The 18,495-nt window shown below is 48.0% G+C and carries 17 protein-coding genes, 1 tRNA gene and 1 pseudogene; 10 read left to right on the top strand and 9 right to left on the bottom strand.

Features of this window, described 5'->3' with window-relative positions; genetic code table 11:
* Positions 1-53 precede the first annotated feature (53 nt).
* Both RMO35_RS18120 and RMO35_RS18115 read left to right on the top strand, forming a co-directional pair.
* Positions 54-248: a DUF2862 domain-containing protein gene (locus RMO35_RS18120; RefSeq protein ID WP_309742851.1), complete on the top strand. Its 195-nt coding sequence runs from the start codon at positions 54-56 to the stop codon at positions 246-248.
* A 1-nt stretch (position 249) separates the two neighbouring features.
* Positions 250-1,347, top strand: coding sequence for an ArsA family ATPase (locus RMO35_RS18115; RefSeq protein WP_309742844.1), 1,098 nt, complete (start codon positions 250-252; stop codon positions 1,345-1,347).
* A 334-nt stretch (positions 1,348-1,681) separates the two neighbouring features.
* Here the strand turns inward: RMO35_RS18115 and RMO35_RS18110 are convergent, their stop codons facing one another.
* Entirely contained in the window at positions 1,682-1,855 is a 174-nt protein-coding gene (locus RMO35_RS18110; protein ID WP_309742842.1) for a hypothetical protein, read from the bottom strand.
* Positions 1,856-1,935: 80 nt separating this feature from the next.
* On the opposite strand from RMO35_RS18110, the gene RMO35_RS18105 reads away from it, so the two are divergent.
* The 3 genes from RMO35_RS18105 to RMO35_RS18095 all read left to right on the top strand — a co-directional run bounded on the left by RMO35_RS18105 (position 1,936) and on the right by RMO35_RS18095 (position 5,370).
* Positions 1,936-3,066: a HetZ-related protein 2 gene (locus RMO35_RS18105; RefSeq protein WP_309742840.1), complete on the top strand. Its 1,131-nt coding sequence runs from the start codon at positions 1,936-1,938 to the stop codon at positions 3,064-3,066.
* A gap of 37 nt (positions 3,067-3,103) precedes the next feature.
* Positions 3,104-4,867, top strand: a complete 1,764-nt coding sequence (locus RMO35_RS18100; protein WP_309742838.1) for a M61 family metallopeptidase — start codon at positions 3,104-3,106, stop codon at positions 4,865-4,867.
* 119 nt (positions 4,868-4,986) lie between these two features.
* On the top strand, positions 4,987-5,370 hold the full coding sequence (locus RMO35_RS18095; RefSeq protein ID WP_309742837.1) for a hypothetical protein: 384 nt from the start codon (positions 4,987-4,989) through the stop codon (positions 5,368-5,370).
* A 205-nt stretch (positions 5,371-5,575) separates the two neighbouring features.
* Here RMO35_RS18095 and RMO35_RS18090 read toward each other — a convergent pair whose 3' ends face one another.
* The 3 genes from RMO35_RS18090 to RMO35_RS18080 all read right to left on the bottom strand — a co-directional run bounded on the left by RMO35_RS18090 (position 5,576) and on the right by RMO35_RS18080 (position 8,696).
* Positions 5,576-8,311, bottom strand: coding sequence for a CBS domain-containing protein (locus RMO35_RS18090; RefSeq protein ID WP_309742833.1), 2,736 nt, complete (start codon positions 8,309-8,311; stop codon positions 5,576-5,578).
* Between the two features lie 20 nt (positions 8,312-8,331).
* Entirely contained in the window at positions 8,332-8,475 is a 144-nt protein-coding gene (locus tag RMO35_RS18085) for a hypothetical protein (protein WP_309742831.1), read from the bottom strand.
* Positions 8,476-8,623: 148 nt separating this feature from the next.
* Positions 8,624-8,696: transfer RNA gene (locus RMO35_RS18080), tRNA-His, on the bottom strand.
* A 147-nt stretch (positions 8,697-8,843) separates the two neighbouring features.
* Between RMO35_RS18080 and RMO35_RS18075 the strand changes: the two genes are divergently transcribed.
* Entirely contained in the window at positions 8,844-9,200 is a 357-nt protein-coding gene (locus tag RMO35_RS18075) for a DUF4359 domain-containing protein (RefSeq protein ID WP_309742830.1), read from the top strand.
* A gap of 87 nt (positions 9,201-9,287) precedes the next feature.
* The gene (locus RMO35_RS18070) at positions 9,288-10,196 is read left to right on the top strand and encodes a TIGR04168 family protein (protein ID WP_309742827.1); all 909 of its coding nucleotides are present in this window, start codon (positions 9,288-9,290) and stop codon (positions 10,194-10,196) included.
* A gap of 71 nt (positions 10,197-10,267) precedes the next feature.
* On the opposite strand, the gene RMO35_RS18065 is transcribed toward RMO35_RS18070, so the two are convergent.
* On the bottom strand, positions 10,268-11,803 hold the full coding sequence (locus tag RMO35_RS18065; protein ID WP_309742850.1) for an FAD-binding domain-containing protein: 1,536 nt from the start codon (positions 11,801-11,803) through the stop codon (positions 10,268-10,270).
* Positions 11,804-11,967: 164 nt separating this feature from the next.
* Here RMO35_RS18065 and RMO35_RS18060 point away from each other — a divergent pair, with 164 nt between their 5' ends.
* Both RMO35_RS18060 and RMO35_RS18055 read left to right on the top strand, forming a co-directional pair.
* Positions 11,968-12,264, top strand: a complete 297-nt coding sequence (locus tag RMO35_RS18060; RefSeq protein ID WP_309742848.1) for a BrnT family toxin — start codon at positions 11,968-11,970, stop codon at positions 12,262-12,264.
* On the top strand, positions 12,254-12,544 hold the full coding sequence (locus tag RMO35_RS18055; protein ID WP_309742825.1) for a hypothetical protein: 291 nt from the start codon (positions 12,254-12,256) through the stop codon (positions 12,542-12,544). Before RMO35_RS18060 ends, RMO35_RS18055 begins: the two co-directional genes overlap by 11 nt.
* Positions 12,545-12,595: 51 nt before the next feature.
* Here the strand turns inward: RMO35_RS18055 and malQ are convergent, their stop codons facing one another.
* The 4 genes from malQ to RMO35_RS18035 all read right to left on the bottom strand — a co-directional run bounded on the left by malQ (position 12,596) and on the right by RMO35_RS18035 (position 17,870).
* The gene (gene malQ, locus RMO35_RS18050) at positions 12,596-14,092 is read right to left on the bottom strand and encodes a 4-alpha-glucanotransferase (RefSeq protein ID WP_309742823.1); all 1,497 of its coding nucleotides are present in this window, start codon (positions 14,090-14,092) and stop codon (positions 12,596-12,598) included.
* Between the two features lie 166 nt (positions 14,093-14,258).
* On the bottom strand, positions 14,259-15,503 hold the full coding sequence (trpB, locus tag RMO35_RS18045; RefSeq protein WP_309742822.1) for a tryptophan synthase subunit beta: 1,245 nt from the start codon (positions 15,501-15,503) through the stop codon (positions 14,259-14,261).
* Positions 15,504-15,752: 249 nt separating this feature from the next.
* Positions 15,753-16,085 carry a hypothetical protein gene (locus tag RMO35_RS18040; RefSeq protein ID WP_309742820.1) on the bottom strand — a complete coding sequence of 111 codons (333 nt, stop codon included), beginning with the start codon at positions 16,083-16,085 and terminating at the stop codon, positions 15,753-15,755.
* Positions 16,086-16,685: 600 nt separating this feature from the next.
* The gene (locus RMO35_RS18035) at positions 16,686-17,870 is read right to left on the bottom strand and encodes an aspartate aminotransferase (protein WP_309742846.1); all 1,185 of its coding nucleotides are present in this window, start codon (positions 17,868-17,870) and stop codon (positions 16,686-16,688) included.
* Between the two features lie 210 nt (positions 17,871-18,080).
* Here RMO35_RS18035 and RMO35_RS18030 point away from each other — a divergent pair.
* Positions 18,081-18,495: pseudogene (locus RMO35_RS18030) on the top strand (hypothetical protein); the annotation flags it as partial.

Here is an 18,495-nt window from a genome sequence, read left to right as displayed (position 1 = left end):
GAATTCCGGTACACTGTGGAATGGAGAAATTATATCAATCACAGTTAAGTTCAATGGAAATCGGTCAACAAGTTAAAGTTTTTCGCCTCAGAGATCGCGTATCAAATGGCGTTGTGAGTAAACTAGGTAAAGTAGGGACGGTTAAGGAATTTAAAATGACCGATGGTAGCGGTGTAGGTGCCGTCGTCGAATTTGAAGACAAAACTAGTACCTGGTTTTTTGAAGATGAACTCAAAGTTGTAGATTAATATGTCCCAAATTCTCACCTTCCTTGGTAAAGGCGGTTCCGGTCGGACTACGGTCGCGATCGCCGCTGCCAAACAACAAGCAAGCCTCGGTCGGCGGGTATTATTTGTCAGTCAAGATCCTACGCCTGCGACGGGGATCTTGCTGGGTGTCCCCTTGACTGATAAACCCCAATCCATCGGTGCAAATTTAGAAGTAGTCTTAATTTCGGCAACTGTCGCCATCGAGCGAGGTTGGGAGGATGTCAAGCAAATTGAAGCGCGATACTTGCGATCGCCGATTTTACGCAATGTTTACGGACAAGAACTCGCAATTATTCCGGGGATGGATAGCGCGATCGCCCTCAATGCCCTGCGCCAGTATGATGCGAGTGGGAAGTATGACACGATCGTCTACGATGGCACTGGCGATCTGACAACCCTACGGATGGCGGGAATGGGCGATAGTCTCAGTTGGTACCTGCGCCGCTTTGTCGCTGTCGTCGAAGAATCCGACCTGTGGCGGACTGTTGCGCCGATTATGCAGCCAGCACTGGCAGCGGTGTTGACTCTTGCCTGGACGGGTGAGAGCGTCATGTCACAGCCGATGCAGGAGGCAAATAACTTTTTTACGCAGAGTCAAGCGGCAATCGGTAATCCCCAGCGCGTGGTGGGTTATTTGGTGACGACAGACGATCCTGCCGCTGTCGCGACAGCTAAATATTTGTGGGGTAGTGCCCAACAATCGGGGCTGAGTATCGGCGGACTAATTCTCAATCGCGATGCCGTAGTAGATAATGTTGGCACTGAATTCGACCCCTTAGTTGTCACAGCACTCCCCACGCGCATTGGTACCGATTGGCAATCGTTAATCGATGCCATGCCAGATTTTAGTCAAGTTCTATCTGTACCTAAACCGATCGCGATCGACATCCTCAAGCGCGAGGTACGCCTGTATTTGCCCGGATTTGATAAAACCCAAGTCAAGCTGACGCAATCGGGGCCAGAGGTGACGATCGAGGCTGGCGATCAGCGCCGCAATATCCTGTTACCGCCGCCCCTCAAAGGTGCGAGTGTCACTGGGGCAAAATTTCAGGCTGGCTATTTGATTATTTCTTTTTAGCCCGCGCATGTCCGACTCTTAGAGGATGTTTGAAAAGTCTAATTGCTTCGCTTGCAATAGGTAAATCCCCCCGCTTGGTGCGCTTCCATGGTCGGGGAACCCGACCGGAGCGCATCCGCTAAATCCCCCTTTCCAAGAGGGACTTTAATTCCCCCCTTGGAAAGGGGGGCTAGGGGGGATTTCTAGGGTCTGCGCTTAACAGGTCAGACTTTTCAAACAGCCTCTTAGGTCGTAGGATGGCTTATCGCAAGTTGTCTTGCGACTTTTTAGTTACTTTGACGCGCAAAATCGATCGGGTTAGACTATGACAATAAAAATAGTCAGGCACGATCGACTAAATAATTGCGATCGAAGTATATTTACTATTAGCAACTTTAGCTAAAATTGGAACTAAAGATCGCCAAACTGACTCGGTAATAAAACCCCCGACATAATTTTGATTTAACGTCCCAAGTAGGATCTGACGCGTAGATCCGCGATTGCGTCGTTCAGCCGCACCGTTAGTCATAGACCATCAGTTATATTGTGAATCGAAGCTAATTCGATCGCCACCTTAATTTACACCGAGGGGACAGGAGCAATCGCCCGATGACGAACGTAATCATAGATAAGATCGCCACTCAGTGGGAAACCCGCATCGCTACAGAATGTAACGGGCAAAACGCCACCACTCAAGCCAGTATCCTCAACTGGCTGCTCGGCGAGAATCGCGAACGCCTCGAAACTCTCGATGCCGAACATCTCAAAATTGCCGATCGCGCCATGGATTATCGGCTGCGGATTTTGCTCCAACGCTACCTCGGATTGCCACCAGAACGCGCTTATAAGAATCTGATGCAGCGATTGGGGGGGTTGGCGGTATTACGCGATAAGATTCGGGCATGGCTGACGCTCAGCAACGATCGTCAGCGACAAGTCGTCGATGTCTTGCAAGAAGTCATCCAAGAGCTACTGCAAGGTGATAAATACATCCAGCAGCAAATTGCGTGGATCGGGCAATGTACCAAAAATCCTCGGCTGCGCGATACCTTACTATTTGCCAGTATTGAAGAATATTGCCTGCGCCCGATTCGCAATCAGCCCTTACTAGCCCATCGCTTTGTGAATTATCTACGGCGATCGCAAAAAGGTGGCGTCACCAATGTCCCCCAAAACGATCTAGTCAAACTAGTTTCTGATGAAATCGTTGGCGATAGCGATACTACTTTTAGCTTGCTAGATAAACAAGCTCAAGATGATTATCACCAACAACAAGAGTGGGAAGAAACTCAAGTCGCTCGCGATCGAGTTAAATCGACATTGCACGCGTATCTGTGCGAAAATGTCAGCCCCGAAGCTGGTAAATGGTTGGAGCTATATCTCCAAGGTAAGACGCCTGAAGCGATCTCAATTGCCCTGAAAATGGATATCAAGCAAGTTTATCGACTGCGGGAAAAAATTAATTATCACACGCTCAAAGTGTTTGCAATTAAAGCTGAATCAGAGTTAGTTTCCCAATGGCTGCATATCTCGCTCCAAGAACATAACTTAGGCTTGACGCCCCATCAATGGGAACAGTTTTGTAGTAGTCTCGAAACCAAACAACGAGAAATTATGCTCGGTTTAAAAGCGGGAACTTCAGTAGAAGCGATCGCTAAATCACTCAAAATCAAAACTAATCAAGTCATGGGTGAATGGAGTCAAATCTATCTAGCAGCTCAAGAATTAAGAACCAATTAAATTAATCGATCGGTGACGCTCGTCTACCTCCCAGCCAATGATTCAAACTACTATTGCTACTACTATTGACTCGCAAGCTTACGCGCCAAAATTAGCTTATAGAATAGCGATGTCCCAGCCGCAAACTCACTTGTTTGAGGTGAAATTAATCGTTAGCCATTGGGATGGAGACATCCTCGATATCAAAATGCCCGTGTGGACGCCGGGTTCTTATTTGGTGCGCGAATATGCCAAGCAAATCCAAAACCTTGTCGCAGTCTCAGCGACAGGTCGAAAATTAGGTGTTCACAAAGTTGCTAAAAATCATTGGCAAATTCAGACAAATGATAGCAGCAAAATTTCGATTAGTTATCAAGTGTTTGCCAATGAATTAACCGTCAGAACCAATCATCTCGATGCAACTCACGGCTACTTTAATCCAGCAGCATTATGTTTTTATGTACCGGGATTTGAAAACTGTCCGATCGAGCTACGAATTATCCCACCGAATCCCGATTGGCAAGTAACTACGCCATTACCCCAAATCGGTCATCAGACCTTCTTAGCTGACGATTTTGATACTTTAGTCGATAGTCCATTTGAGATCGGTACACAGCGGATTTATGACTTTACCGTATTAGATATACCTCACCAACTAGTTGTTTGGGGCGAAGGTAATTTAGCACCGCACAGCGCGATCGAGGACATCAAAAAGATTGTCGAAGTCGAGGCAAACATCTTCGGTGGATTGCCCTACGAGAAGTATATATTCTTATTGCATTTATCACCAGCAAGTGGTGGAGGTTTAGAACACAAGAACTGTTGTTCGCTCTTATATCCTCGCTTCAATTTTCAAGGTGCCGAAAAACATAATCGGTTTATGCAACTAGTTGCCCATGAATTTTTCCATCTGTGGAATGTCAAACGGATTCGTCCGGCGGCGCTCGAAAAATTTGATTACGATCGCGAAAACTATACGCCTTCACTATGGTTTAGCGAGGGAACGACTAGTTATTACGATTTAGTAATTCCTCGACGCGCGGGAGTTTATGACGATCGAGAATTTTTAGCCGAACTGAGTAAGGAAATCACCCGCTTTTTGACAACGCCGGGGCGATTGGTACAGCCATTGAGCGAGTCGAGTTTCGATGCGTGGATCAAATTATATCGCCCCGATGCCAATAGTTCTAATTCCCAGATGTCCTATTATCTCAAAGGAGAAATGGTGACATTATTATTAGACTTATTAATTCGCGATCGGACTCAAGGTACCAAATCCTTCGATGATGTGTTGGTGACGATGTGGGAGCAGTTCGGGAAAGCTGAGATTGGATTTACCGAAATTCAACTCAAACAAATTATCGAATCGATCGCCGATCGCGACCTAACTGAATTCTACGATCGCTACATTCATGGCATCGAAGAGTTACCTTTTAATGAATACTTAGCTCCCTTCGGAATTGAGTTACAACCTGTCGAAGCTAGTATGCCATATTTAGGCATCAATGTGAAAACCGAGCATGGCAAAGAAGCAATTAAGTCAGTAGCAGCGCATTCACCCGCCCAATTAGCAGGTATCGATCCGGGCGATGAATTACTGGCGATCGATGGTTATAAGATTACTGCCGATAAGCTTAACGATCGCCTAAAATCTTATCAACCCGGACAAGAAATTAGCGTAAGTTTCTTTCATGCCGATCGCTTAATGAGTGTCTCGATCGTTTTAGCCACACCACAACCTCAACAATATCAATTGCGATCGATCGAACAGCCTGACAAGCGACAACACCAACTTTTTAAAGCTTGGGCGGGTGGCGATTAATTTAGCATTGAGCCAAATTATCGTTATCAAAAATCACACCGAACAGATATAATTAGGTCAAACAGCATCTACCGATCGATACTTAAAATGACTAATTTTCAAAACCTAACGACTAATACATGTTACAACTTAATTCATTGGCGATCGGCTTAGTTGCTGCACTCTCGATTTGCCAGGGGCAAGGCTTCGCCAACGCCCTAACTGCTAACGCTTTTACTCCGATCGATAATATTTCCCTCGCTCAGCCAGCCGCAAATCTCCACGCACAAGTCAATATCAATATCGGCATCGGTTCGCAGCCGTATCCGCAGCCCCAACGAGTCATCTTTGTAGAATCAGCACCTCGTCCACAAAATGTCATCGTTGTCGAAAAATATCGCCGCTCGGAATCAGAAAATTATCGCGATAATTCAAGATGGGCAGAATCACGCGGTCGTTATGGAAAGTACTATAAGCATGGTCGAGGACATTCAAAATATAGACGCGATCGTGATGATGACTAAAATGTTAGTAATAACAAAATAGATCTTACAGCTATAGGCATTTGACTAGATCTGGTGAATTGCACTCGATCGAAAAAGTCAGTCTTTACCACATGCGGCGTTGCTGAATTGGGGTGAAGAGCAAATCATACCTTAAATTAGCAACGTCTCACATGCCATCCGAGGAAACGATCTGACTAGATAGTTTCCTCTTGCTTTGTGTAAATTAACAGTGCCAATGTCGCTGCAAAAATTGTTCGGCGCTCGATCGATCTGTGACTTCGCCATCTAGAGTCGCCATTAATAAGCTATCTAAGATCTGCCGATATTGCGGCCCTGGTTTATACCCTAATTTATGGAGATCTTTACCATTTAAAATCGGTTGAATATTGCTCCAGACTGTTAAATATTTCCAAATTCGATCTCTGACGATCGCGGTATTCCGACAGCGCACTGCGACTAAAATCAAAGTCTGAAGATCGTATGGTTGCAGCAGTTGGACTACTTCGCTAACCCGCTGCAAGGCTGGTAATGACGAACTAATTTTAGTTTGCGATCGCTCTAAATGCTCCAACCGATCGATACTATCTTGAGCTAATTGTAAATTTGCTGCTACTTGCTGACGATATGCTGGTGTCAACGTAGCGATAATTAATTCTAGTCGCAGTTGCCAATGTCCGATTGTCTGTGCGCGATCGAATCTTTGCAAGCATCGCGCAAGTAACTTTAATTGTTGCAATAATTCAAGATCCAACTTGAGTGTCGGATGGATACATTGCAACGCATCTAGCTCGCCTAATAACTCTAGTGCTGGCTGCCAATAACTAGCTTGGAGCAGGTATTTTAATTCAGTTTTCAGTCGAGTTTGTAGCGCGGGTGTCTTCGGATTAGCTTGTGCGGTGCGATCGTAGACACCACTCTCGATCGCATACCGAATATACTCGATCGTCCGCGCTTCGAGTCGAAAGCCCAATCGCACGGCAAATCTGACACCGCGATAAATTCGCGTCGGATCTTCGATAAAACTATTGGCATGTAGAACTCGCACTTGCCGAGTATTTAAATCGTCCACCCCACCAAAAAAATCTAATAACGGCGGCGTTGTCGCCGCTGTCAGCCGCAATGCCATTGCATTAATTGTAAAATCGCGCCGATACAAATCTTGCCGAATCGAGCTGGCTTCTACCTCGGGATTAGCGGCAGGATAGGGATAAAATTCGGTTCGAGCAGTGGCGATATCGATGCCTAACGAGTCAAATTCAGGATCTCGATGCCAGAGTAACGCCGCCGTCTGGAACGCGCCGTGGATATCCAGACGCGTGTCTGGGTAGACTTCTTGAAGGGCAGTAGCCAATTGAACACCAGCCCCGACATCTGCCGATCGATCGCACCCATCTACTACCAGATCGATATCGGTAATGACTAAATTACCCGTCGCTGGTGCCAATAATAAATCGCGCACGGCACCGCCGACGAGATACAGATGCCAGCCCGACTGCTGCGCTAAACGGGCGGCGAGCATCAGCAATTCCCACAATTTGGGCGCGAGCCTTACCTGCAACTGCTGGAGATCGCGCGGCGGAGTGATACTCGGAGTTGGGGCGCTCGCATCAACAACTGTTATTTGAGCGGCAAGATTTGCAGTTGGATTGCGCTGATGGTGCAATTGACGCAATATATCGGTACGCGTGACGATACCTACCAGCTTACCAGCGGCTAAGACTGGCAATCTCCCGAGATCGTGAGTCACCATCAACTGCTCGATTTCCGGTAACGTAGTTGATGGGGCGATCGTGTTGACGTGGGTTGTCATGTAACCCTTGACTGGTGCGCGATCGAATCCATGATGTCGGGCGAGATCCAGATCCCGCCGCGAAATGATGCCCACTAACTTATCAGTCGGATCGACGATCGGCAACCCGGAATGCCCGTATCTTAATAAAATCCGTTGTGCTTCAGCAATCGTCGTTTCGGGACGAATCGTGCGAATCGGTGCTGACATCAGATCTCTAGCCGTCGGCGGCTGCGGGATGGCCATTTCAATTGCGTCTAGAAGCTGCGCTAAAATTGCTGACACATCGACACCGTGCAGACTCGCTGCGGCGGCGGAGGGATGCCCACCGCCACCAAATACCCCAAATAACACCTGAAGATCGACACCGGGAATCTTCGATCGACCGATAATCGTCACCCGATTTTTACCAGCGGCGGCGGGCACTTCATGAGTTAAGATCAGCACATCAAGATCGGCCATACTCGATCGAATCTGCGTGACTAAGCTCGATAATCCCGCCACAAATTTCTCAGTTTTCAGACTCACCCAGCCGACAGTTTTACCACCGATCGATTGAGTCTGAATATCCCGTAACGCCACCTGCAATAACTGTTGTAACTGCGGCGATAAACCCGGATCGACATACTCCCCAATTGCTGTGAGATCTGCCCCCTGCTGCATCAACCATGCCAAAGCAAGTGCATCCCGCGCCGTACTCATCTCAAATGTCAACGAGCCACTATCGACATGGATGCCCAAAGCCATCACCGTCGCTTCGGCGATCGTCAAATCTATTTTTGCGCGCTGAAGCCGCTCGACAATCAACGTCGTCGTCGCGCCCACAGGTTCGATCTGTACCTGTGTTGCCGGGATATCGCTAGCTTGCCCCAAATGATGGTCGTAAACCACGATCGACTCTAAATCTGGCAAATCCAACCATTGCGCCGCCGCCCCCAACCGCTGGCGCTGCTGGACATCGACGATACTTAGCGATCGAATCATAGCTGGTGCTACCGAGCGCCGTTCGATCGTCGGATACTCATCGCGATATAGTGCCAAAAAGTCCTTCACAGTCGGATGTGCGCCCCCAGTTAGCACTATCTTACTCCCCGGTAATAGCCGCGCCAAACCTACCGCTGCCCCCAGCGTATCAAAATCTGCCGTAGTATGACAAAGAATTAAATCCATGTCCGTACTAGCGCGGCTACCTAACGACTAGCGCGGCGATCTTGCTCGCGGCGCTGACGATCGCGCCAACCTAATACAGTCAGATAGCCGATCCCAAGTGTCACGAGTACCAGTAGTCCGAATGCTGTCGCACCCAAAATCGGTAAAATTTTAGTAGTATCCATCGCTCGCGCTTGCTGTGATAAAGATTGTCCTGGCTTAAGTTTACTACTTTCCCACCTGCGACATGGGCAATTGCGGCAATTGCTCCACCGCAACTAAAAATCCCCAATCTCGCGATCGGGGACTTCTCTATTAACCTGAACCTATAAGGGCGAACGACGGGATTCGAACCCGCGAGTGGAGGCACCACAAACCTCTGCCATAACCACTAGGCGACGCTCGCCACGATTTACTCGTAGAAACTATATTAACACAATTTGCTCGAATTAGATCGTTACTCGCGCTCAAAATTTAGATCGAATCGACACATCTACAGTTACTCGTCCGTCTGGGGTTACAGTAAAATAATTTTAGTGAGTTTGGGTTCGGTATGAAATTATGGCAAGTAATTATGTGCGGTATTTTAGGGCTGTGTGGGCTAGGATTGGCGACAAATCCCGATCGAGACGCCTATGAAACTTACGCTGTCGATCGCGTCGGCACCCTCGCCAAAGACCAATGCGAGCGCCTGCCCGGATTGGGCAACTTGATTCAGGAGCCGTGCCGTGCGGCGATCGAAGCCTACAAACCCCGCTTGCGCCCCTTACTATCGATGACTACCACGCGCCAAAATTGGCTGCTGTTTAGCATCTATCGATCGGAAATCGCCGTCCCCACCGTCAATTTCAACGGTCGAGTCGAATCGATCGGCATCTTTAATAACTTTTTTACATATAAGACGCCGTAAAGTGGATGGTGGATAGTGGATGGTGAATAGTGGATAGCGAATCTCCCTTATAATGGTGAAGGCGCAAGTAGACTGCTCGTTACAACCATGCCGGAGAATCCAACCAAACCTATTAGAATTGCGATCGTCGGGGACGTTCACGACGAATGGACAGCCGATGATGAAATCGCGTTGCGGCATCTGGGCGTCGATTTAGTCTTATTTGTCGGCGATTTTGGGAATGAAGCCGTAGAACTAGTCCGCCGTCTGGCGGCGATGGATCTACCCAAAGCCGCGATCTTGGGCAATCATGATGCCTGGTATACTGCTAGCGATTGGGGGCGCAGCAAAAGCCCTTACGACCCGCTCGTCGAAGACCGCGTGCAGCAACAAATCGATCTATTGGGCGAAAGTTATGTCGGTTACGGCAAATTAGATTTTCCGCAATTAAATCTTTCCGTAATCGGGAGTCGTCCATTTAGCTGGGGCGGCCCCAAGTGGAAGTATAGTGACTTTTATGAAGCCAGATTTGGGATCGATAGCTTTGCCGCATCTACCAATAGGATTGTCGAGAATGCCACTCAAGCCGCTTGCGAACATCTCATCATCATCGGTCACAATGGTCCCACAGGGCTGGGGGAAGACCCCGAATCGATTTGTGGTAAGGATTGGGGTGAAACAGTAATTGGCGGCGACTACGGCGATCCTGACTTGGCTGACGCGATCGATCTACTTAAGTCTCAAGGTAAATCGATTCCGTTAGTGACCTTCGGACACATGCACCACCGACTCAGGCATACGAAAGAACGTTTGCGCGATCCGATCGTCGTGCATCCGAATGGCACGATATATCTCAATGCCGCTCGCTGTCCGCGTGTCCTCTCCACGATCGAACGCACTCTCCGCAATTTCTCATTAGTTACCATCACCGACGGTAAAGTGACTCAAGCTGGTTTAGTCTGGATGACGGAAAATTTTCAAGTCGGTTTGGAAGAAGTCTACTGGACTAAGACGTAAACAAGTTCAAAGATCGATCGCCCTAGTGGTATTTTCTACTTGACCTCAGTCTACCTAATTGATGATACGCTCTAAGCCGATCGCGGTGAGATTTTTTCGTATTCCTTATGCTTATACTCCCAGTACTTTTCCACAGTTTCCTTTGCCGCGATTGCGCTGTCATACTCAGCACCACCTTGAGCTACTAGTCTGGTTCTAACTTGTTTGCGGAGATCGGAAACGATCTTGCCGTTAACTTTGCGCGTCTGCGACCAATCAAGAATTGGTTGGGGATAATAGCTATCCATATACTTACCCTCGCTGACTTCATCGAGACTATATCCTTGTAATTCAGATATCCAATGGTGAATAAAACTCAGATCGGGGTCTTTTTCAGCGATATTCTTATTGGGGTTGTAGATCCGAAACGTCTCACTCAAAGGATTGGTGACACCAGCCTGCATCTGCCACTGCCAGTTATCAATGGCTAGATCCCCATCGACTAAATAGTTCATAAAGTGTTTGGCTCCATGCTGCCAAGACACGCCGCAATTGATAGTGAGGAAGGTAGCGCACATCGCCCGCATCCGAAAATTCATCCAGCCCATCGTTTGGAGCTGGCGCATACTCGCATCAACTAGTGGAAAACCCGTCATCCCCTCTTGCCAAGCTTGGAATAGTTCGAGCTGGTTCGGACTTAGTTCGTCCGGCTTGTACCAATCATCAAATTCAGGGTAGCGATTTTGGTAAGCTATTTCTGGGTGGAAATACAACCGCTGCGTAAAACTATCGTGCCAGCGCAACCTGTCGCGAAAGGCGTTGAGTGAAAATTCGGCTTTGTCTCGACCTGCAAAAGCGGCGACTCTAGCTTTGGTCGCTTGGTAAACAGTCCGCGTCGAAATCGTGCCAAACGTTAGATGTGGGGAGAGGTGAGAAGTTGCCCCAAGTTGAGCCAACCACGGACGTGACAGTTTCCAATGATAGCCGTGGAATCTACTGGTGAGAAATGAGTCTAATGTATCGTGGGCATTTGTTTCCCCACCGGGAAAATAGACTTTTTCGACATCCCAAAACCGTGAGTATTTTTGGGTAAGTTCTGTAAAAGTCAGTTGGGGAATGTCAATCGTGAGTGTTGGTAAATCGAGCTTGAATGGTTGCTGGTATTGGGGTTGACGTTGATAGCTATAGTACTCACCAAACCATTCCTGACGGCGACCTTGAGTCTGCAAGAAGTTGTTTAATCCCAGGTGACAATCGAGGTTTAATTCGTGGTAAAAGTCTACTATAGATCGATCGCGACTAATTCCATACTCGACTTGAACATCGCGATTGAAGAATAGCTTGGGTCGCTCTCCTTGAGCAACGAGCTGTGTGGTGAGATCCCGAACGATCTGGGTGGAGTTGCCTTCAAACAAGCATAGACGACTGCCTAGCTCTTGCAATTGGCGATCTAAGTCCGCCAAAGACTCAAACAAAAATCTCACCCTCGACGAGCCGACATCCGCCCAAGTATAAAACCACGGATCGATGATGAAAAATGGTAAAACTGGCGTATTCTCAGCCGCCGCTAGGGTGACGATCTCATTGTCAGTCAATCGTAAGTCGCGACGAAACCAGAGCAAGCGCATACTTTTCACAAATTGGCAAGGGTACTAATATTTTAACGTTTAAAGCATTTAAGTATCTACGTACTGACGAAGGGCACTTTCTAACGATTCAGACGTTCGTATCCAGCAGCTCGATCGTCAAAGTGTATTGACATTGTAAATACGCTTTGATTATAATAATCTCCATGAATGTGTACTACTCACTTAACGGCATCACCTTTTTATGGGATGACGAAAAAGCGCGGATAAATCCGATTAATCATGATGGGATTACTTTCCAACAAGCTGCTGAGGCACTATTCGACCCATTCATGATAATTGTTGATGCTAGTCGCAATGATGAAGCGCGGGATGCTGCGATTGGGTTGGATACTCGCTGGAACCTGCTTTATGTAGTTCATATCGAGCAAGAAGAAGATAGTATTCGGATTATTTCAGCACGTAGAGCAACCCGTCAGGAGAGAGCAGATTATGAAAATTGAAGCACTAAAGCGGCGACTCGACCGCAACCGTCCGATGACGAGCGTGACGATGCGGCTCCCCGAAGATGTGATTGAGGATCTCAAAAGAGTCGCACCATTGTTAGGATTTTCGGGCTATCAGCCGTTGATTCGTGCCTATATCGGTCAATGTTTGCGCGTCGATCTAGAACGCTTTGAAAGCGAGACAGTGACAGCGTTAGTGGCAAGTCTAAAACGTCGTGGCGTCAGTGATATTACGATCGCGGAAGCTTTGAGTGAGGTGGTGCAGCATGGGTCGTGATGTTCAAAAAATTTGCTGCACCCAGCGAACACTAGATTTTGAGAGCGGGATTTAAGTGCTACTGCGACCACAGATTAATGTGAGATTTTTTAATCTTAATGCTAGCGGCTCATTGAGTACTGACGGATCGTACCGCCATTCCCAATTGCCTTCAGCTAAGCCCGGAAAATTCATCCGTGCGGCACCGCCTAAACCCAAGATATCTTGGAGGGGGAAGATTGCTAAATCGGCGACGGAAGTCATCGCCAATCGGATCAGATCCCAATGTACGCCTGCCGAACAAATCCCACCGGAATACAACAAGAATCGATCGCGTTCGACACCTGTTAATTTCTCAAACCAGCCGACACTAGTATCATTATCATGAGTACCTGTATACACCACAAAATTGGGTGAGTGATTGAATGGTAAAAAGGGATTGCCATTGTCCGAACCGAAGGCAAATTGGAGGATTTTCATGCCTGGAAAACCAAATTGATCGCGCAAAGCTTCCACGTCGGGAGTAATTACGCCCAAGTCTTCTGCCAAAATCGGTAAATGTCCCCATTTTTGTTGAATGGTGTTAAATAAATCTGCACCTGGAGCCTCGATCCAGCGTCCATTCATGGCGGTAGTTTCGCCCTGTTCGACTGCCCAAAATGCTTGGAAACCGCGAAAGTGATCGACGCGAATTACATCTACCAATTTGAGGAGTGATTCAAATCTTTGAATCCACCAATTAAACTGAGTATGGACTAGATTCTCCCAATGATAAACTGGATTTCCCCACAATTGTCCGGTTTCACTAAAGTAATCGGGCGGCACACCAGCCATCAGGGCGGCGGCTCCAGTTTCGGGATCGAGTTCAAAGAATTTTTGATTTGCCCAGACATCAGCACTATCATGGGCGACATAAATTGGAATATCACCGATGATTTCAATGTGTCGATCGCGGGCGTAACTTCTTACCGCCAACCACTGTTCAAAGAACTTGAATTGAATGAATTTATGATAGCTAATTTGGTGTTTGAGTTGGTTTTGCCAGTGAATTAGTGCGATCGGTTCGCGTTTGACTAAATCTGGCTCCCATTGATGCCAGCTCTTACCGTCGTGTGCTTCGCGCAACGCCATAAATAAGGCATAGTCATCCAACCAATAGATTTGACTGTGACAAAAGTTATCGAAGTTGTGTTTTTGGTCGGCATCGGCAAATGATTGAAACCGCTCGAAGGCAATATGATATAGCTTGGTTTTAACTGCGATCGCTAGTGCAAAGTCAACGCGATGAGTCGGAAAGGTGGGGAGATTTTCTAAGTCTGTGGTAGCTAGTAAACCATCTTCTAATAGTTTAACTGGGCTAATTAATAGCGGATTACCCGCGATCGCTGAATAACACATGTATGGCGAGTTACCATAACCCGTCGGCCCGAGTGGTAAGATCTGCCAATACTTCTGCTGGGCATCGTGTAAAAAGTCAATGAATTTGTACGCATCTGCACCTAAGTCGCCAATTCCAAAGGGACTAGGTAAAGAAGTGGGGTGGAGGAGGATGCCGCTGGAGCGAGTCATAAATAGTTGGGAGTGAGGAGTTGGTAGTAAACAGGAGTATCTGAGAGCGCACAGTGCGAGAAAGGAGTGAAAGAGTCAGTAGGTTAAGAGTATTTCTTCAAACATCTCAATCCTAAGTCCTAAAGCCCAATTGCTCCGAACTCCCAACTCCCAACTCCCAACTTTTCTAAAACTTCAATACCTTAGCAACTGTCTGCACATCCTTATCACCGCGTCCCGAGCAATTGATGACAATCTTGGGACTGCCAGTAAGTTGAGGACAGAGGGTTTCGAGATAAGCGATTGCGTGGGAGGTTTCAAGCGCCGGGATAATCCCTTCTAACTTAGATAATAATTGGAAAGCTTCTAAAGCTTGAGCGTCGGTAACACTATAATATTCAGCTCGTCCCAAGTCCTTGAGATAGCTATGTTCTGGCCCGACTCCAGGGTAGTCTAATCCAGCACTGATCGAATGCGCTTCGGTGACTTGTCCATCGTTGTCTTGCAGCAGGTAGCTCATCGCCCCGTGCAGTACGCCCGGACGACCCTTTGTAAGTGTAGCAGCATGTTTATCGGTATCCACGCCTTCGCCAGCCGCCTCGACCCCAATCAGGCGCACCGTCGGCTCTTTGACAAATTCATGAAATAGTCCCATCGCATTAGAACCACCACCGATACAAGCGAGGAGAATATCTGGTAAGCCGCCCCATTTCTCTATTGCTTGAGCGCGAGTTTCTACGCCAATAATTGCATGAAAATCTCGCACGATCATCGGGTAGGGATGCGGGCCAGCCACCGATCCGAGGATGTAATGAGTCGTCTCGACATTAGTCACCCAGTCCCGAATCGCTTCGGAAGTTGCATCTTTGAGCGTGCCAGTTCCCGCTGCTACCGGACGTACCTCCGCGCCGAGCAACTGCATCCGGAACACGTTCAGCTCTTGGCGTTTCATATCTTCCACGCCCATGAAGATGACACAATCTAGCCCAAACCGCGCGCAGACGGTCGCTGTTGCCACACCATGCTGTCCTGCACCCGTTTCGGCAATCACCCGTTGCTTGCCCATCCGCTTGGCAAGTAATACTTGCGCTAGGGCGTTATTGATCTTGTGAGCGCCAGTATGATTTAAGTCTTCCCGTTTGAGGTAAATCTGGGCACCAGTACCATCGGGACGCGCATAACGTTCGGTGAGCCGCTCGGCAAAATAGAGGGGGCTGGGTCGCCCGACATAATCGCGGAGTAGTCCGTTGAGTTGCTGGTGGAATTCGGGATCTTGGGTATGACGGCGGTATTCGGCTTCAAATTCCAGCAAGGCTGGCATCAGCGTCTCTGGGACATATTTCCCCCCAAATTTGCCAAACCGACCGAGATTGTCTGGCTGTTGCAGCGGTAACTGACGATTTTGGCTGGGGGAGAGGGGCGTTTGGGTCATGAGGTTTGGGGGTGGTGGGAAAATCTACTGAAGTGGCAACTTGAGTAAAGATTGACGATCGAGATCGCAGTTGACTCAATCGATCATTATACCGCTGCCCGTTCGTACCCAGCCACGATCGAAAAAGGACGATCTAAATAAGTTAGATCGTCCCTACTCCTAGATTAGTGCGGGCTAGCAGTCTAAATTCACTACTAGCTCGCCGCAGTCTTGACTTGAAACTAGTTGACGGTCATTTGTCCGATCGATTTAGCGATAGTAACGATAGTCACGGTCGTAATCGCGACGGTAGCCGCGATCGTAGCGACCGCGATCGTCATATCTCGACCGCCAGCGGGCGCGAGCTTCCCGTTCCCGTACCCATTCTAGCCGCCGTTGCCGCTGTATTTCCCACCGGGAATAGCCGCGATCGTAACCCCGATCTCGATATTGAGGGCCGATCTTGAGAATAACTTGAGCGTGCAGATCTCCGGCTGGTGTAAGGCTGGATGCAGGATTGTTAGTTGCCGCCATAGCTGACGATGCTGGCAAGATCGCTATCGCACTCAGCAGTCCAACTGCTAATGAAGTAAGTTTTGACATATATAAATCATCCTATGTGACGTAAGTTTTTCTCGTCAAATTTATAGGTTGAGTCTCGTCCAGATAAGTAGGTTAATCTAAGTTTAGCGCGAGGTTTATGTCTGCATCATCAATCAAAAGTACCGATTAGCCACTCTCGATCGCTATCTAAAGTCACGGTCTAGTTAGCAAAACAACATGACTATAGTCATAAAGTTAGGCTCTGGGCTTTAGGCTCTGGGCTTTGGGAGCATCCCACTTTTTATTTTGCTTAGAGCCGTAATTACAAGCAAACAGGCAGCCAAGCTAAATATCAAAAGCTATACAAACTTCTCACTAATTGTGCCGCTCGATCGTCGTGAGATAAATCCCTAAGTGCGACTTCTAAAGCGGCTAAATCCATCGGTAGATCTGACACGCACCTAGCCTAATGGACGATTTAACAATTCTGGATTGAGAATGAACGATCGTCGTTGGTTAAAGTTTAATTTTCTATTTTTCTCACGATCGCAACCTCAAAGCAACCAGCATTAACTCTCGATCGAGAAACTAGGGATGGGCACTGCTCACAGAATATTTAGAGCCGAAGTAAAGAGAATCTAAACTGTTTGATTCGATCGATTACTCATAGCGAATCCCGGCATCTGCAAGTCTCCCAATTGCTTCACCCAACCTATCGAGATCGGCGATCAGACTGATGCGGACGTAGCCTTCACCACCAATCCCAAACGCATTACCGGGCGTGAAAACCACCCCAGTTTTTTGCATCACCATCAGCGCAAAATCCGTCGAATTCCAACCGACAGCGCAGGGAATCCACAGATACATCGTGGCTTTAGTTGGTTTAATCTTCCAGCCCAGTTTAGATAGTCCTTCGATCGTGAAATCGCGACGTTCGCGATAGCGATTTTGGACTTGGGTGACGTATTCGTCGGGAAGTTCGAGAGCTGTCTGAGCGGCGGTTTGGAGTGCGGCAAAAATACCGTAGTCGAGGTTGGTTTTGAGGGTGCGAAGTCCTTGGATGATCTGACTATTACCGACGACAAAACCGACGCGCCAGCCAGCCATATTGTAGGTTTTGGAGAGGGTATGGAACTCGACGCCGATTTCCTTGGCACCGGGGATTTCTAACAGGCTGGTGGGCTTGTAGCCGTCAAAGGCGAGTTCGGCGTAGCACAGATCGTGAACTAACATGATTTTGTACTCGTGGGCAAAGGCGACGACATCCTCAAAGAAGGCACGCGAAGCAGTTGCGCCAGTCGGATTGCTGGGATAGTTGAAGAAGAGAATTTTGGCTTTGCGGGCGACATCTTCGGGAATATCGTTGAGATCGATTTCCCAGTCATTCTCCGGCTTGAGGATAATATTATGAATCTTAGCACCCGCGATCGCAGGCCCCCGAAAGTGGACGGGATAAGCGGGACTGGGCACTAAGACTGTATCGCCAGGGTTGATATATGCTAGCGCTAGATGTCCCAAGCCTTCTTTGGAACCCAGCAGGGGTAAAGCTTCACTATTGGGGTCGAGGGTAACACCGTAGCGACGATAATACCATTTGGCGATCGCGCCCCGAAAATTGGCGGTACCTTCAAAAGGCGGGTAGCCATGATTGGTAGCTTCATCGAGCGCATCCTTAGCTGCGGCAATGACTGGCGCTGGTGCGGCACCGTCTGGGTTGCCCATCCCCAAGTCAATCAGATCGATGCCCTGGCGACGAGCATTTGCTTTGAGTTCATCTAACCGCGCAAATACATATTGGGGTAACGATTGGAGGCGTTCGGCAGGACTAATCCAGTCTAAGGTCAGTGTCTATAATTATTAATGCAGTTCAATCTGTTGGCATCCTTCGGCTCGCGTGATGAGGCAACGGTTACGCTTTGTCTCATCCGACTGGATCGGTGATGAGTAATCTCCCCAGTCGAGAATTCGATCGAAGTGCGTGTATCTAGAATATCAGGTTCGATCGGGCAAAGCCCACACTTTACGAACGATTGGAAACTTCGCAGCATCCGATCTTTGCTCGTTAGTCTAAATCGCGGGTCTTCAACAGATCGGGCAACTTTATTGCCATTCGATCGTCTTGTCTCTATATCTCAGCTCACCGATCGCTCTAACAGTACCATGCCTAAGTTTTCAATCTTTATTCTAATCGGCATTGGCACGATCGCCGCGACATTTTTTGTGCCTCAATTTCCCGGAGCTGCTAGGGCACGCAAACTCAAAGCTTGCGTCGATCCGCTGCCAATTTCCAAACGGGTAACGCTGACACTCAAGGCTGACAAAAAAGAGGTGGAGAACAATAAAACTGTCTTCCGACCGATTGCCGAAAAAGCGACTGTGAAGCCTGGAGATATTATTAAATACACCGTAATTGCCAAAAATAATAGCCGCTGTCCACTCAAGAATTTAATTCTCAAGCAACCGATTCCTA

The sequence above is a fragment of the Chamaesiphon sp. OTE_20_metabat_361 genome (assembly GCF_031364565.1).
Note: the sequence above shows the minus strand (reverse complement) of the source record. Positions and strands in the feature narration are given on the sequence as shown.